Below are 13,860 nucleotides of genomic sequence, written 5' to 3' on the forward strand. Positions count from 1 at the left end.
GGGCGGCGCCGGTCTGGCAGGAATGAGCCTATTTCGAAGCCGCGATTTTGCAGCCGCCGCTCGCGGTCTGAACCTTCCACTTTTTCAGGCCAACCTGACAGCTTCGCAACGCCAACTCTTCCGCGGCCTTCTGAGATGGCGCGTTCAGCCGCGCACCGCAGATGATGTAAAGATCGTCGACGCGCGAGTAGAATGTGGTCGCGTAGGCCGAGTGGCCACTCGCCGCGACATAGGCGTTGTACGACTTCGTGCAGGGCTCCTTTGGATTCAGTGACAACGGAGGCCAGAATCGGGCGTCTCCCTTGCTGCCCGCCAGCGATCCAGCCGCCCCGATACCGGGTGCCGTAAATACGAGCAGGCCGGCAAGCATCGATACAGTAATTCGTTTGATGCGTGTCGATTTTATCTTGCGCCGCCCATTTGAAAAATGCCCAAGCCGATGCTTGTCGGCCTACTTCGATGCCGCAACTTCGCAGCCCGCACCTGTAATGACCTTGTAATGGCTGCGGGCGGACTCGCAGGATTTCATCGCCCGTTCTTCGGCAGCCTTCTGTGACGGTGCATTCAAGCCCGAGCCGCAGATGATGTACAACGAACGGATCCGGGCATAGGGCGTGGTCGCATAGGCCGAATGGCCGCCGGCGGCCACATAGGCGTTGTAAGCCATGGTGCACTGGTCTTTCGGGCTTTTCGGCAAATACGGATAGAAATGGATGTCGCCTTTGCTTCCCGCCAGCGATGCCGCGGCGCCAACGCCGGGTACCGCAAATATAAGCAAGACTGCAAGTACCGACGCAGTCGTTTTTCCCGAATATTTCGGCCTCATCTTTACCCCATCCCCGTTGCCCAATGCGGGATGAACAATAGCGTCTATTCTCCAGTGCCGCCAGCCTGCTCACCGAAAATTGCTTTTGCGTAGGTGGATGAACCATCGTATCCATGCAGACTAGCATCCTCCAATGGCAGCAACGGCTTGTCGGTATAGTTGAGCTGTTGGCTCGTCGAAGCAGCAGAAAATAACTGTTTCGGGCGTTGAGTTCTGTCCGACGAAGGTACCTGCGATGCCAACGGCAATCTGCGTCGCCTCATTTTTCGGATAACGGTAGATGCCGGTGGAGATCGCCGGAAATGCCACGGTCCGGCAATCCCTGGCGGCGGCGATTTCGAGCGACCTGATATAGCAGGAGGCGAGCAGCCCGGCTTCGCCTTTTCCGCCGCCTTGCCAGACAGGTCCGACCGTGTGGATGATGTAACGTGCCGGCAGGTGATAGCCCTTGGTAAGCTTTGCTTCGCCGACCTTGCAGCCGTTCAGCATCCGGCATTCGAATTCGAGCTCCGGGCCTGCGGCGCGGTGAATGGCGCCGTCCACGCCGCCGCCGCCCAGCAGCGAGGAATTGGCGGCGTTGACGATGGCATCGACCGCAAGCCTGGTGATGTCGCCGGTGTGGCCATGTATCCGTTCGCCGAACTTGCTCATCCTACATCCTGAACACGCCGAACTTCGTTTCTTCGATGTCGGCGTTGAGCGCGGCCGAAAGGCTGAGCGCGAGCACTTCGCGCGTTTTCGCCGGATCGATGATGCCGTCGTCCCACAGCCGCGCCGAGGAGTAGAGCGGGTGGCCCTCATGCTCGTATTTCATCAGGATCGGCTTCTTGAATTTCGCTTCCTCGTCCGCGCTCCACTCACCGCCCTTGCGCTCGATGCCCTCGCGCTTGACCACCGCCAGCACGGTCGCCGCCTGTTCGCCGCCCATCACCGAAATGCGCGCGTTCGGCCACATCCACAGGAGGCGCGGCGAGTAGGCGCGGCCGCACATGCCGTAATTGCCGGCGCCGAACGACCCGCCGATGATCATCGTCACCTTCGGCACCTTGGCGGTGGCGACCGCCATCACCAGCTTGGCGCCGTCCTTGGCGATGCCGCCGGCCTCGTATTTTCGCCCGACCATGAAGCCGGTGATGTTCTGCAGGAAGATCAGCGGGATCTTGCGCTGGCAGCACAGTTCGATGAAATGCGCGCCCTTCACAGCACTTTCGGAAAACAGTACGCCATTGTTGGCGATGATGCCGACCGGCATGCCCTGAAGATGGGCAAAGCCGGTGACCAGCGTGGTGCCGTAATTCTGCTTGAACTCGTCGAACTCGGAGCCGTCGACGACGCGCGCGATCACCTCGCGCACATCATAGGGCTGGCGCAGATCCGTCGGCACGATGCCGTAGAGTTCCTGCGCGTCATGAAGCGGCGGCATGGGTTTCTGTAAGGTCAGGCTTACAGTCTTGCGCCGGTTGAGATTTTTGACGATGCGCCGGCAGATGGCCAGGGCATGTTCGTCGTCCAGCGCATAGTGGTCGGCGACACCGGACAGCCTGGTGTGCACGTCGGCGCCGCCAAGCTCCTCGGCGCTGACATCCTCGCCCGTAGCCGCCTTCACCAGAGGCGGGCCGCCGAGAAAAATGGTCGCCTGGTTGCGCACCATGATCGTCTCGTCCGACATTGCCGGCACATAGGCGCCGCCCGCAGTACATGAGCCCATAACGCAGGCGATCTGCGGAATGCCGGCCGCCGACATGTTGGCCTGATTGTAGAAGATGCGGCCGAAATGCTCGCGATCGGGAAACACCTCGTCCTGATTAGGCAGGTTGGCGCCGCCGCTGTCGACCAGATAGACGCAAGGCAGATTGTTTTGCAGCGCGATCTCCTGTGCGCGCAAATGCTTCTTCACCGTGAGCGGATAATAGGTGCCGCCCTTCACCGTGGCGTCGTTGACCACGACCATCACCTCGGTGCCTTCGACACGGCCGACGCCGGCGATGAGGCCGGCCGAGGAAATCTCCTCGCCATACATGGACCATGCCGCGAACTGGCCGATCTCGAGGAAGGGCGAGCCGGTGTCGAGCAACTGCGCCAGCCGCTCGCGCGGCAACAGCTTGCCGCGCGAAACATGACGCTCGCGCGCCTCCTCCGAGCCACCGCGCTCGACGGTTGCCGCCTTGTCCGCAATGTCGGCAACCAGTGCCCGCATGCGCTCGGCATTGGCGCGGAAGGTCTCGGAGGAGGGCGAGATCTGGGTCTGGAGTACGGCCATTTCGAGCTCTACATCTGGGCTAGGAGTTTGCCGTTGCGGCGTTCGAAAATTTTATCGGATAGCAGATTGAAGTCATCCTCGAACGTGACGTCGATCATCTGTCTGGCCGCGCTTTGGGCCTGCGGATTGCTCGCATCGAAGATGAACAATTGATCCCGGCGCGGCAGCGCAAATAAAACATCGCCGGGAAACTGTGCTTTGATCGACAGCCAGAACTCGTCGAGCAGCACAAGGCTCGTGGAGAGCATCGTATTGCCGTCGACGTAATAGAGATAAAATGTGCCAATCTGGCCGTCGGAGACAATTTTCGGCAGCCATTTCTTCACATTGCCTAGTGCCACATCGCGCAAATCCGAAAGCGCCCGGCCGGGGAAGTCCTTCGGAGCAACAGGTGAGACTGAATTGGGAAGGTCGGCCATGTATACGACCGCAATTTCACCAACCAGCGGTTCGCACAATAAATCTAAACCCATCGATTTGAGGTGCTCGACATACTGCTGGGTCCGTATCACCGCGATCAGACTTTCTTCACTCGCCCTAGGTCGTATTTCGGCGATGCCTCGGACAAGCCTGCGTATGGCCGCATCGGCGTCTTCGTCGGGGTATGAGTTCAAGTGCCCGAACACGTTTGTGACGTCTGCCGTCACGTCTGCGCCATCGAGTTTTGCACCGATTTTTGCAGGATCCGATGGGTCTGCGACAGCGCTATCGACACCCGGCTGCCGTTTGAATTCGGCAATTACGAGCTCTCTGAATTCCGCCATATTAGAAAAGCGACGCTTCTGAGCCTTCGCGCGCCCGAGAAAGCCAGCGATTGTGGAAAACAAAGCCATCGCAAATATCCCCCGCCTTGTGACTGGATGCCCCGATGACGTAACCATCTATCGCCCTACTTGTCTCTCGATACCCGCAAAACTACAGCCTGCCATCTTGGCAGGCACTAAACCCCTTCCGCCATGATCTCGCGCCCGATCAGCCAGCGGCGGATTTCGCTGGTGCCGGCGCCGATCTCGTAGAGCTTGGCGTCGCGCAACAGCCGGCCGGTCGGATACTCGTTGGTATACCCGTTGCCGCCAAGCAGCTGGATGGCGTCGAGCGCCATCAGCGTCGCCTTTTCCGCGGCAAACAGCACGCAGCCGGCGGCATCCTTTCGTGTCGTCTGGCCGCGGTCGCAGGCGGCGGCGACTGCATAAACGTAAGCGCGCGCGGCATTCATCGTCGAATACATGTCGGCGAGCTTGCCCTGTACCAGCTGGAACTCCCCGATCGGCTGGCCGAACTGCTTGCGCTCATGCACATAGGGGATGGCGACATCGAGGCTCGCCGCCATCAGCCCGAGCGGGCCGCCGGCGAGCACGGTGCGCTCGTAGTCGAGGCCCGACATCAGCACCTCAACGCCGCGGCCTTCCTCATGCAGCACATTGTCGTAGGGAACCTCGACATTGTCGAACACCAGTTCGCCGGTGTTGGAGCCGCGCATGCCGAGCTTGTCGAGCTTTGGCGATGCCGAGAAGCCGGCCATCGTCTTTTCGACGATGAAGGCGGTGATGCCGTGCGATTTCCGCTCCGGATCGGTCTTGGCGTAGACCACCAGCGTTTCGGCGTCGGGGCCGTTGGTGATCCACATTTTCGAGCCGTTGAGCACATAGCGGTCTTTGCGCTTTTCGGCGCGCAGCTTGAGCGAGACGACGTCGGAGCCGGCGCCCGATTCCGACATGGCCAGCGCACCTGCCCTTTCGCCCGAGCACAATGCCGGCAGGAATTTCTCCTTCTGCGCCGGCGTCGCCCAGCGGTTGATCTGGTTGACGCAGAGGTTCGAATGGGCGCCGTAGGAGAGACCAACCGAGCCCGAGGCGCGCGAAATCTCTTCCACCGCAATGACGTGGGCAAGATAGCCCATGCCGCTGCCGCCGAAATCGGGATCGGCGGTGATGCCGAGAAGGCCGAGCGCGCCGAGCTCTTTCCACAGATGCGTGGGGAATTGATTGCTGCGGTCGATCTCGGCAGCGATCGGCGCTATTTTCTCCTGGGCAAAGCGGCGCACCAGATCGCGCAGCGCCTCGATGTCCTCGTCATGCCCGAAGCTGAGTGTGTTCGTGTACATGCCGTTCCCTCCTGCCGCATGACCCCGAAAATCGACTTCGATTTTCGGAAAGGATCATGCGCGAAATCAAAATGATACAGCGTCCTTTGCGCGTCCGAAGGGACGCGCGGCGCTGTAAGTCTTGCCGTCGATCTTCGCGCCAACCAGGCGCATTGTCATTGAAAGATATGTCGCCGTGACTTCAGCCATCGACAGCCGCTCGCCCGGCCGGAACCAGACGATGACGCCGGTCATCATCTGGATCAGGGCCATGGCAGTGAGCCCGGTGTCATCGACACTGAAGGCGCCGGCCTCCGCGCCGTCGCGCAGGATGGCGCGCAACTCCTTCTCATAGGCGGTGCGCATGCGAAGGATCTGCGTCAGCCGGTCATGTGACAGGCTGCGCAATTCCATGTTCGAGACTTGGGTGGAGTGGCGGCGCTCGATGTGGAAAGCGATGTGGTTTTCGACATAGGCGGCAAGCCGCGTTGCCGGATCGGCGGCATCGGGGCGTGCGGCGTCCCACGCTTCGATCAGCCCTTCCATATGTTCGCGCATAAGCGTGAACAGCAGGTCTTCCTTGGTCGGAAAATAGCGGTAGAGCGCGGCGGCCTGGACGCCGACCTCGGCGGCAAGCTGCCGCATCGGCATCGCCTCGTAGCCGAAGCGGGCGATCAGGCTGACCGCTGCCTCGCGGACGGCCGCTTCAGTCTTTTCGCCATCGGATCCCGTTGTGCGTGCCATGATCGTCTCCCGATATTTACTAATAAAACGAACGTTCAATTAATTCAAGCGGCAATAAAGTGGTTCCATCTAGACAATGATCCGAAAGTCGATGGGCGCGTCGAGGAGTTCGAATTCTTCGATCTCGACCCTCGAAACCGAAGCTCCCCTTGGCCCTTGCCGGAGCCGTTCGATCATTGTGGAAACCGCAGCATCGGCACCGGCAATCGAGGCCGTCACCGTGCCGTCTCGTTCATTGCGTACCCAACCTACGAGGCCAAGCCTTATCGCTTCGCGTCGCGCCCACATCCGGTAGCCGACGCCTTGCACCTTACCATGCATGCGCGCCTGCACCGCCTTTTGCCGGTCGTTATCTCCCATGCTCAAGAACTGGCGCGGGATCGGACGAAAGCAACAGCCTTGAACGGTTGGATTGTTGTTGGATCGACGGAAGCCGGGGGCCCGGCTGGTTCTGTCTTGGCCTTTGGCGGCATTGGCAGGCCGTGTCGCGACGGCAATCGGCCGGGCTAGTTTCCCCGTGCCGCGGCGAGCGCGCCGGGCAGTTCCTCGGCAAAGATGTCGAGCTCATGATCGAGGCCGACGCTGACCCTTATGCAACGGTCGAGCCCTGGCGCCATCGGTTTGCGAATGAACACGTCGCGCGACAAAAGATTTTGCAGCACTTTCAGCGCGAAGGCGCCGTCCTTGCCGCAATCGATGGTGACGAAATTGGTCGCCGATGGCAGCGGCTTCAGCCCGTTCGTCTCGGCAATCCCGGCTATACGTGCGCGTCCGGCAGCGACTCGCGCCACCACGCTGTGCAGCCAGTCCTGGTCGGCCAGCGCCTCGACGCCGGCGATCTGCGCCATGCGGCTGACGCCGTAATGGTTGCGGATCTTCTCGAAATCGCGGATCACCTCAGCCTCGGCCACCGCATAGCCGCAGCGAATGCCGGCCAGCCCGTATGCCTTGGAGAAGGTGCGCATGCGGACGACGTTGGGCCGCGCGACGTCGATCGGCGGCAGCGCCGAGGCCGGTCCCAATTCGCCATAGGCCTCGTCGAACACCAGCATGGTGGTTTCCGGCAGGGCTTCAATGAAGGCGATGATCTCGCTTGCATCCCACCAACTGCCCATGGGGTTGTCCGGGTTGGAGAGATAGACCAGCGGCGCCTTTTCTCGGGTGACCGCCGCCAACAGGCCGTCAAGACTTTCCTTGTCGTTTTCGTAAGGCACCGTGACCAGCCGGCCGCCGACGCCGGCAATGTGGAAATTGAACGTCGGATAGGCACCGAGCGAGGTGACCACCGCGTCGCCAGGCGCGACATACATGCGCGCCACCAGGCTAAGCAGCCCGTCTATGCCTTCGCCGACCACGACGTTTTCGGCGCCGACGCCGAGATGGCGGGCCGCAGCCTGCTTCAGATCGTAATTGTCGGGATCGCAATACATCCACTGGTCACGCGCGACGCGCTCCATACGGGCGATAACGCGCGGCGAAGGCCCGAAGCTGCTTTCATTGGCGCCGATGCGGGCGCGAAAAGCACGTCCGCGCTCGCGCTCCTGCGCTTCCGGTCCGACAAACGGCACCGTCGAGGGAAGCGCGCCGACAAGCGGCGTGAGGGCAGGGCGCTGGCGCATGGCAAAGGCTCACGAGAAGATGGGCCTTCTTGCTAGCGTGCCCAATAGGACGGCGCAAGTTCTGGCGCGGCTGGAGATAGTGGCCATCACGCCCGTGATGAAATCGGCGCGGGTGGCCACGCTCTACGACCTGACCGCCGGTAGGCGGCAACCCTTTTGAAGGCCAGCACTGCAGCCAATGGCGACGGGCGCTTCAAAAAGAAAACCCGGCGGTTGCCCGCCGGGTTCGATTTTCAGCCAGGCAGAGCGTCTTAGAACGAGCGCTGGAAGCGGAGGAGACCGCCGATGCTGCTCTTCTTGTCGGCGTTGGTGAAGTTGGAGAAATTGGCGTCGTCGAACTTGCCTGCATTGAGGTAGTCGACTTCGGCCGTGACCGTGAAGCCGGGAACAACGTCGTAGGCGATGTTGGCGGCAACACCGAGATTCTTCCATTCGTCATACGAGACCTGGGCATTGAACGAGGTCTTCTCGTTGATGGTGTAGGTACCACCACCCCAGAAAGCCCAGTTGCCGCCCCACTGCTTGTAGAAGCCGCGGCCGCCGGCGTCGATCGCATAGCTCGAGTCCGTCAAATTGTGGTCGGTGCCGTAGCCGCCCATGATGAACAGCGACAGGTTCTGCATCGGGGTGATGTCCAAACGAACTTTGCCGGCGACTTCTTCGTAGTTGCTGTCATAAGCCACGACGCCGGTGATGGCGCCCCAGTGCCTGCGTGTACTTCACGCCGCCGACGACATGCGGAACGTAGCTGTCGATGGTGCCAACGGTTCCGGAGCCTTCTTCGAGAGAGACCACGGCCGAGAAGCCGTTGCCCGCATCGAAGTAGTACTGGACGACGTTGGTATCGAAATCGCCGTAGGGAACGAGCGTATCCTGGAGGACGTTGCCGGCGTAGCCGATGAACGTGTCGAAGGCCGATTCGTCCTTACCGACGCGCAGGCCACCGAGCTGGATCCAGGCGAAGTTCAGCGAAACGTTCTTGTTGCCGGCAGGGTTGGAGTTGAACTCGTCTGCTTCGGTCGTCGGATCGTCTGCCGAGGGGTAGCCGTTGCGGTTGCCGAAGTTGAAGCGGGTCTCGGTGTAGGTCTTCAAGGTGCCGAGTTCGGTTTCCTGGCCGGTCCAGGTCTTCAGCGTGAAGCGGGCGTTCTTGTAGAAGGTGTCCTGCTCGTCGCCATCCTTATGGTCGAACGACCTCGCACCGTCGAACGAGCCGACGTCGCCGGCGCCGATGTCGTAGCGGACATAGCCGCCGATGCGCAGGCAGGTTTCGGTGCCGGGAATGTAGAAGTAGCCGGCGCCGTAGACGTCGCAGATCTTGACGTATTCAGCCGGTTCCGGCTCGGCGACGACGACGGCGTCGGCGGCGCGCGCACCGGAAACTGCGATCAAGGCCGCAGCGGAGCCGAGGAGAAGGCTCTTAATGTTCATTTTCTGACCTCCAGTCAGAATCGAACAAGATAGTGAAGCCGGCGACAAGCGTTTTCACTGTAATCAATTGTTATTGGTGAAGTTTATTGAAAAGATGGACCTTTGCGGCAGGTGATGCGGCCATCACCACAGGCGCTTGTTGGCGAAAGCATGCCCTGAACCGGATTTGAGATAGCGCTCGAATGAAGCTGCCTTGGCCTGGTTCGAAAAGGCCATAAAGGTGACGATCCGCCACGGCAGAAACTTGGATGTATGGCTGGATTTCCCCGCATTGTGCTGGACAAGCCGCCGTTTCAGGTCCGTCGTTATGCCGATATAGCGTTCGCCTTCCGCAGCCGTACTCTCCAGAAGATACACATACCACATGAGCTGCTCTCCTTTGCCGCGGCTTCGGAGGGGGCATCCTCTCCGCCATCCTGCTTCGCGCTGAGGTGGGCTTGTCCTGCGAAGCTCGAAGAGCGAAGCAGGACTGCCAATCGAATTTGCAAGGGATTCTCTGGGCTTACGCTGTGCGGCACGTAGCACACCACACGGTCCGGCCCTCCTACGCCAAGGCTTCGGAGGGCATCCTCTCCGCCATCCTGCTTCGCGCTGAGGGTTGGGCTTGTCCTGCGAAGCTCGAAGAGCGAAGCAGGATGGCGGAGAGGATGGGATTCGAACCCACGAGAAGCTTTTGACCTCTACTCCCTTAGCAGGGGAGCGCCTTCGACCGCTCGGCCACCTCTCCGTTGCGCCGCTGGATAAAGAAAAGCGCGGGCACAATCAACAAGCCGGCGCCATTATCTATGAAAATTCCGGATTCGGCTGCGGCGTCGCCTTTTGCATGCGGCGAATCTGCGGCGGCTCCCTGGCCGGCGAGTCGGCAGCAGCGCCGCAATTCCGGCGGCGATCGCCGGATTCGGCCGCAATGCGGCGCGCTGGACAAGGCTTCCGGGCCCTTCGATAGTTAATGAGAGCTTTCTGACTGAGGCCAAATCGTGTCATTTGTGCAACAACGCCGGGGGATAGCACCCGCACAGCCCTTTTGCCGGTACGATCGTGGTTGAACGCCGCCGCCTCATGGGTAATGTCGATTTCGAAGGAGCGGCGCGGTGCGCATCTTTTTCGGTAGTGGGGATGGGGCAGGGAACGCTGTCCTTCAGCAAAGAATACCCAGACCCGTTTTTTAACTTTTGACTGGAGGTCAGAAAATGAACATTAAGAGCCTTCTCCTCGGCTCCGCTGCGGCCTTGATCGCAGTTTCCGGTGCGCGCGCCGCCGACGCCGTCGTCGTCGCCGAGCCGGAACCGGCTGAATACGTCAAGATTTGCGACGTTTACGGCTCGGGCTACTTCTACATTCCCGGCACCGAAACCTGCCTGCGCATCGGCGGCTATGTCCGTTACGACATCGGCGCCGGCGACGTCGGCGCATTCACGGGTGCGGAGTCGGTCGACCACGAAGATGGCGACGTGCAGGACACCTGGTACAAGAATGCCCGCGCCACCTTCAAGACCTGGACCAACCAGGAAACCGAACTCGGCACCTTGAAGACCTACACCGAGACCCGCTTCAACTTCGGCAACAACAATCGGTACGCCACCAACATCGCTGATAATCCGGCCACCCCCCTCGTCGATGAAGCCTTTATCGATAGCAATCCGGCCGGCATGAAGAGCGTTTCGCTGAACTTCGCCTGGATCCAGCTCGGTGGCTTGCGCGTCGGTAAGGACGAATCGGCCTTCAATACGTTCATCGGCTATGCCGGCAACGTCATCCAGGATACGCTGGTCCCCTACGGCGGCTTCGACACCAACGTCATCCAGTACTATTTCGATGCGGGCAACGGCTTCTCCGCCGTCCTCTCGCTCGAAGAAGGCGCTGGCGTCGTCGGCACCATCGACAGCTATGTTCCGCATGTTGTCGGCGGTCTGAAGTATACGCAGGGCTGGGGCGCCATCACCGGCGTCATTGCTTACGACAGCAACTATGAAGAAGTAGCCGGCAAGGTGCGTTTGGACGTCACCCCGATGCAGAACCTGTCGCTGTTCATCATTGGCGGCTACGGCACCGACGACAATCTGTCGGATCCGACCTGGGCAATCCCGGCCGGCGGCCGCGGCTTCTACAAGCAGTGGGGCGGCAACTGGGCAGTCTGGGGTGGTGGCACCTACACCATCAACGAGAAGACCTCGTTCAACGTCCAGCTTTCGTATGACGAGGACAAGAACTTCGGCGCCGCGGCGAACATCGCCTATGACGTCGTCCCCGGCTTCACGGTCACGGCCGAAGTCGACTACATCAACGTTGGCGACTCCGATTGGACCGATGCCCGCGATGACGACGCCATTGGCGGCATGCTCCGCTTCCAGCGCTCGTTCTAAGGGCTAGCTTTAAACAGGTGAATACCAGCCCGGGCGATTCAACGCCCGGGCTGTTTTGTTCCGTGACTGGGTCAAGACAAGCAGAAGGAACAGGGGGAATCGGCAGCTGAACAGTCCGTAGGGTGAGTTCGTGGGATCCGCTGATGGTGGATGAATTCACAACTGCGTGATTAAATCTCTTGAAAGGACGCTTCCAAGCGGGTAGGTCTGACTCTATCCACTCGGGGGTGTGGCAATTTATGACCATAGAAGCGATACAAGAGGGCGACCCCTCCGAACATTTCTCAATGTTCTCTTCTCAAAATGCGAAGATAAAATACAGCTACAACAAGATCAGAGAAGTAAAGTCGCACCGGGTCGGAGAGCTTTTTTCAGCGTACCGAGACATACTCTGGGATGATGGGCGACATAAGTACAATGTCAGCTCCTTCATCGGCGAAATAGACGAGATTCTCCTCGGAGAACGGTTCAGCGCCTTCGACCAGAGCACCCTTGACAACCTTATCGGCACCTTGCGCCAGCGCGGCAACAGCAACGCAACCATCAATCGAAAGATGGCTGCCCTCAGCAAACTGCTGCGCAAGGCTTACAAGATGGGGGATATCCACAGCCTGCCCGAGTTCCGCCGCCAGAAGGAGCGGGCGGGACGGATACGTTTCCTCGAAAGGGACGAAGAAGCAAGGCTGTTCGCCGCCATCAGGACCCGCAGCGAGGATGCCTACCGTCTTTCATGCTTTCTCGTGGACACCGGATGCCGTCTCGGCGAGGCGCTCGGACTGATCTGGAACGACATCCAGGAACACCGCGTCTCGTTCTGGATCACCAAATCCGGCCGCAGCCGCACCATCCCGATGACCGAGCGGGTCAAAGAGGTGATCAAACTGCCGCCCTCAGAGGGCCGCCGGCCCAAAGGTCCGTTCACCAAACTCAGCCAGGCGCAGTTTCGCGCCATCTGGAACGATGCCAAGGCCGAGGTCGGCCTCGGCGCCGACGACCAGGTGGTGCCGCACATCTTGCGTCACACCTGCGCCTCACGTCTGGTCCAGGGCGGCATCGACATCCGGCGCGTGCAGATGTGGCTCGGCCACCAGACGCTTTCGATGACCATGCGCTATGCGCATCTGGCCACCAACGATCTCGACGGCTGCGTCGTCGTGCTGGAAACGCCCCGCGGCGAAGGGCTGTCCGGTGATGGAAAAAACTCCGCCTTCGCATCGCCGCTGACCACGGCCTCAGTGCCAACGCCTGCCCAAAAGAGCAAAACGGCAGCGGCGAAGGCGCCTAAGGCGCCCCGGAAAAGCTCGAAAGCCAAATAGTTACCCAAGGCTTTCATATACTGCCACGACAACCCCAGGATCAGATTTGATCTTGGGGTTTACTTATCCGATCCAAACATTCCGCTTCATCCAGGAAAGCCGCGATAGCGCCCGGCAGATTGCCTGTCTCCAGGAAGGGGGCATGACCCTGGCCCTTGACGGTGATCGCTTCCATGCCGGGATGACGCTTTTGCATCTCGTCGAGTGTGTCGGCCGACAAGAGTTTCGAGTTGGCGCCGCGAATGGCAAGCAAAGGTATCGCCGCCAGCGCCTCGAAATGCGGCCACAGATCCGGCAACGGCTTGCTGAGGTCGAGGCCCGCCACCGTCTCGACCAGCTGGGGGTCGAAATCCGGCAGCAGGAGGCCTTCGTCCGTCTCGCGGTAGAGCGCCGACACCATCCGCTCCCAATCCGCCTCGGTCAGAGCGGGAAAATCCGCGCCGTGCGCGACGCGTTGCGCATCGATCGCCTCAGCGCGGCTCTTCGGTTTCGGTGCCGGGTCGAGATAGGTTTGGATATGGGCCAACCCCGCTGCCTCGATCACCGGTCCGATGTCGTTCAGCACTATGGCTTTCAGTATGGCTGGCCGCAGCGCGCCGAGCACGTGGATGATCAGTCCGCCACGCGATGTGCCGATGAAGGCCGCTTCCTCGACGTCCAGGGCAGCCAGCCCGGCGAGGACATCGCCGGCCTCGATGCCGATAGTGTAATGGCCGATATCAGGGTCGTAGGCCGACTGGCCGCGGCCGCGATAGTCGAAGGCGATGACCTTGCGCGGATTGGCGGTCCGCGACAGATAAAGCGCCAGCTCATGGAAATCGCGCGCGTTGCGGGTCAGGCCGGGCAGGCAGACCACCGGCCAGGTTCCCGAGTTTGTCTCACCGTAGATGCGAGCGTGAAGTCTGAGGCCGTCCGGCGCTGTGTAGAAGAAATCGGAAAAGCCGTCGGTGCTCGACATATTGAAAGGACTCCCTGGCCGGATTGTCTCCGTCTGCTACAGGCGAGGGTGGGAGCGGTCAAATCGAGGGTTGTCGGCAAGCTGACACTCTTGGAAATGTCGGAGGGACAGCGCCCCCCTCTGTCCTGCCGGACATCTCCCCCACGAGGGGGGAGATTGGCGGTTCCGGCGCTACGCCCTTCCTTCGACGTTGGAGATTGGCGAAATCGGCAACGACAGCTGATCTCCCCACTCGTGGGGGAGATGGCCGGCAGGCCAGAGGG

The 13,860-nt window shown here is 60.7% G+C and carries 14 protein-coding genes, 1 tRNA gene and 1 pseudogene; 3 read left to right on the plus strand and 13 right to left on the minus strand.

All coding sequences use genetic code 11. The annotated features are described in order from the left end of the window. Window positions 1-28: 28 nt before the first annotated feature. The 9 genes from NKJ76_RS23890 to NKJ76_RS23930 form a co-directional block, all read right to left on the minus strand. Window positions 29-370, minus strand: a complete 342-nt coding sequence (locus NKJ76_RS23890) for a hypothetical protein (protein ID WP_352538497.1) — start codon at window positions 368-370, stop codon at window positions 29-31. An 81-nt stretch (window positions 371-451) separates the two neighbouring features. After that, window positions 452-826 carry a hypothetical protein gene (locus tag NKJ76_RS23895; RefSeq protein WP_023670207.1) on the minus strand — a complete coding sequence of 125 codons (375 nt, stop codon included), beginning with the start codon at window positions 824-826 and terminating at the stop codon, window positions 452-454. Between the two features lie 120 nt (window positions 827-946). Further along, on the minus strand, window positions 947-1,477 hold the full coding sequence (locus NKJ76_RS23900; protein WP_352518911.1) for an O-acetyl-ADP-ribose deacetylase: 531 nt from the start codon (window positions 1,475-1,477) through the stop codon (window positions 947-949). Window position 1,478: 1 nt separating this feature from the next. Continuing rightward, window positions 1,479-3,086, minus strand: coding sequence for a carboxyl transferase domain-containing protein (locus tag NKJ76_RS23905; protein ID WP_352538498.1), 1,608 nt, complete (start codon window positions 3,084-3,086; stop codon window positions 1,479-1,481). An 8-nt stretch (window positions 3,087-3,094) separates the two neighbouring features. Then, on the minus strand, window positions 3,095-3,919 hold the full coding sequence (locus NKJ76_RS23910) for a DUF1444 family protein (RefSeq protein WP_352538499.1): 825 nt from the start codon (window positions 3,917-3,919) through the stop codon (window positions 3,095-3,097). 107 nt (window positions 3,920-4,026) lie between these two features. Then, window positions 4,027-5,190, minus strand: a complete 1,164-nt coding sequence (locus NKJ76_RS23915; RefSeq protein WP_352538500.1) for an isovaleryl-CoA dehydrogenase — start codon at window positions 5,188-5,190, stop codon at window positions 4,027-4,029. 66 nt (window positions 5,191-5,256) lie between these two features. After that, window positions 5,257-5,913, minus strand: a complete 657-nt coding sequence (locus NKJ76_RS23920; protein WP_352538501.1) for a TetR/AcrR family transcriptional regulator — start codon at window positions 5,911-5,913, stop codon at window positions 5,257-5,259. Between the two features lie 69 nt (window positions 5,914-5,982). Continuing rightward, window positions 5,983-6,273: an acylphosphatase gene (locus NKJ76_RS23925; protein ID WP_023732008.1), complete on the minus strand. Its 291-nt coding sequence runs from the start codon at window positions 6,271-6,273 to the stop codon at window positions 5,983-5,985. A 146-nt stretch (window positions 6,274-6,419) separates the two neighbouring features. After that, the gene (locus NKJ76_RS23930) at window positions 6,420-7,532 is read right to left on the minus strand and encodes a pyridoxal phosphate-dependent aminotransferase (RefSeq protein WP_352538502.1); all 1,113 of its coding nucleotides are present in this window, start codon (window positions 7,530-7,532) and stop codon (window positions 6,420-6,422) included. On the opposite strand from NKJ76_RS23930, the gene NKJ76_RS23935 reads away from it, so the two are divergent. Next, a complete protein-coding gene (locus NKJ76_RS23935) occupies window positions 7,531-7,692 on the plus strand; it encodes a hypothetical protein (RefSeq protein ID WP_023687272.1) in 162 nt (53 codons plus the stop codon). The genes NKJ76_RS23930 and NKJ76_RS23935 overlap by 2 nt on opposite strands. Before the next feature lie 91 nt (window positions 7,693-7,783). On the opposite strand, the pseudogene NKJ76_RS23940 reads toward NKJ76_RS23935, so the two are convergent. The 3 genes and pseudogenes from NKJ76_RS23940 to NKJ76_RS23950 form a co-directional block, all read right to left on the minus strand. Next, window positions 7,784-8,960 (minus strand): annotated as a pseudogene (locus NKJ76_RS23940) (porin). 123 nt (window positions 8,961-9,083) lie between these two features. Next, on the minus strand, window positions 9,084-9,326 hold the full coding sequence (locus NKJ76_RS23945; RefSeq protein WP_352538503.1) for a GIY-YIG nuclease family protein: 243 nt from the start codon (window positions 9,324-9,326) through the stop codon (window positions 9,084-9,086). A gap of 270 nt (window positions 9,327-9,596) precedes the next feature. Then, window positions 9,597-9,687, minus strand: a tRNA-Ser gene (locus NKJ76_RS23950). A gap of 463 nt (window positions 9,688-10,150) precedes the next feature. On the opposite strand from NKJ76_RS23950, the gene NKJ76_RS23955 reads away from it, so the two are divergent. Next, window positions 10,151-11,323 carry a porin gene (locus tag NKJ76_RS23955; RefSeq protein WP_352538504.1) on the plus strand — a complete coding sequence of 391 codons (1,173 nt, stop codon included), beginning with the start codon at window positions 10,151-10,153 and terminating at the stop codon, window positions 11,321-11,323. 239 nt (window positions 11,324-11,562) lie between these two features. After that, complete coding sequence (locus NKJ76_RS23960) at window positions 11,563-12,639, plus strand: tyrosine-type recombinase/integrase (protein WP_352538505.1); 1,077 nt, start codon at window positions 11,563-11,565, stop codon at window positions 12,637-12,639. A 40-nt stretch (window positions 12,640-12,679) separates the two neighbouring features. Here the strand turns inward: NKJ76_RS23960 and NKJ76_RS23965 are convergent, their stop codons facing one another. Beyond that, a complete protein-coding gene (locus tag NKJ76_RS23965; RefSeq protein WP_352538506.1) occupies window positions 12,680-13,597 on the minus strand; it encodes an alpha/beta fold hydrolase in 918 nt (305 codons plus the stop codon). Window positions 13,598-13,860: the final 263 nt, after the last annotated feature.

The organism is Mesorhizobium sp. M0029 (assembly GCF_040323735.1).
In the GTDB taxonomy this organism is placed as follows: domain Bacteria; phylum Pseudomonadota; class Alphaproteobacteria; order Rhizobiales; family Rhizobiaceae; genus Mesorhizobium.

Coding starts and splice junctions, on each gene's coding strand:
- NKJ76_RS23910 (WP_352538499.1), bottom strand. CDS start 3,919: ATGGCTTTGTTTTCCACAATCGCTGGCTTTCTCGGGCGCGCGAAGGCT.
- NKJ76_RS23920 (WP_352538501.1), bottom strand. CDS start 5,913: ATGGCACGCACAACGGGATCCGATGGCGAAAAGACTGAAGCGGCCGTC.
- NKJ76_RS23930 (WP_352538502.1), bottom strand. CDS start 7,532: ATGCGCCAGCGCCCTGCCCTCACGCCGCTTGTCGGCGCGCTTCCCTCG.
- NKJ76_RS23965 (WP_352538506.1), bottom strand. CDS start 13,597: ATGTCGAGCACCGACGGCTTTTCCGATTTCTTCTACACAGCGCCGGAC.
- NKJ76_RS23890 (WP_352538497.1), bottom strand. CDS start 370: ATGCTTGCCGGCCTGCTCGTATTTACGGCACCCGGTATCGGGGCGGCT.
- NKJ76_RS23915 (WP_352538500.1), bottom strand. CDS start 5,190: ATGTACACGAACACACTCAGCTTCGGGCATGACGAGGACATCGAGGCG.
- NKJ76_RS23925 (WP_023732008.1), bottom strand. CDS start 6,273: ATGGGAGATAACGACCGGCAAAAGGCGGTGCAGGCGCGCATGCATGGT.
- NKJ76_RS23935 (WP_023687272.1), top strand. CDS start 7,531: ATGGCAAAGGCTCACGAGAAGATGGGCCTTCTTGCTAGCGTGCCCAAT.
- NKJ76_RS23905 (WP_352538498.1), bottom strand. CDS start 3,086: ATGGCCGTACTCCAGACCCAGATCTCGCCCTCCTCCGAGACCTTCCGC.
- NKJ76_RS23900 (WP_352518911.1), bottom strand. CDS start 1,477: ATGAGCAAGTTCGGCGAACGGATACATGGCCACACCGGCGACATCACC.
- NKJ76_RS23945 (WP_352538503.1), bottom strand. CDS start 9,326: ATGTGGTATGTGTATCTTCTGGAGAGTACGGCTGCGGAAGGCGAACGC.
- NKJ76_RS23960 (WP_352538505.1), top strand. CDS start 11,563: ATGACCATAGAAGCGATACAAGAGGGCGACCCCTCCGAACATTTCTCA.
- NKJ76_RS23895 (WP_023670207.1), bottom strand. CDS start 826: ATGAGGCCGAAATATTCGGGAAAAACGACTGCGTCGGTACTTGCAGTC.
- NKJ76_RS23955 (WP_352538504.1), top strand. CDS start 10,151: ATGAACATTAAGAGCCTTCTCCTCGGCTCCGCTGCGGCCTTGATCGCA.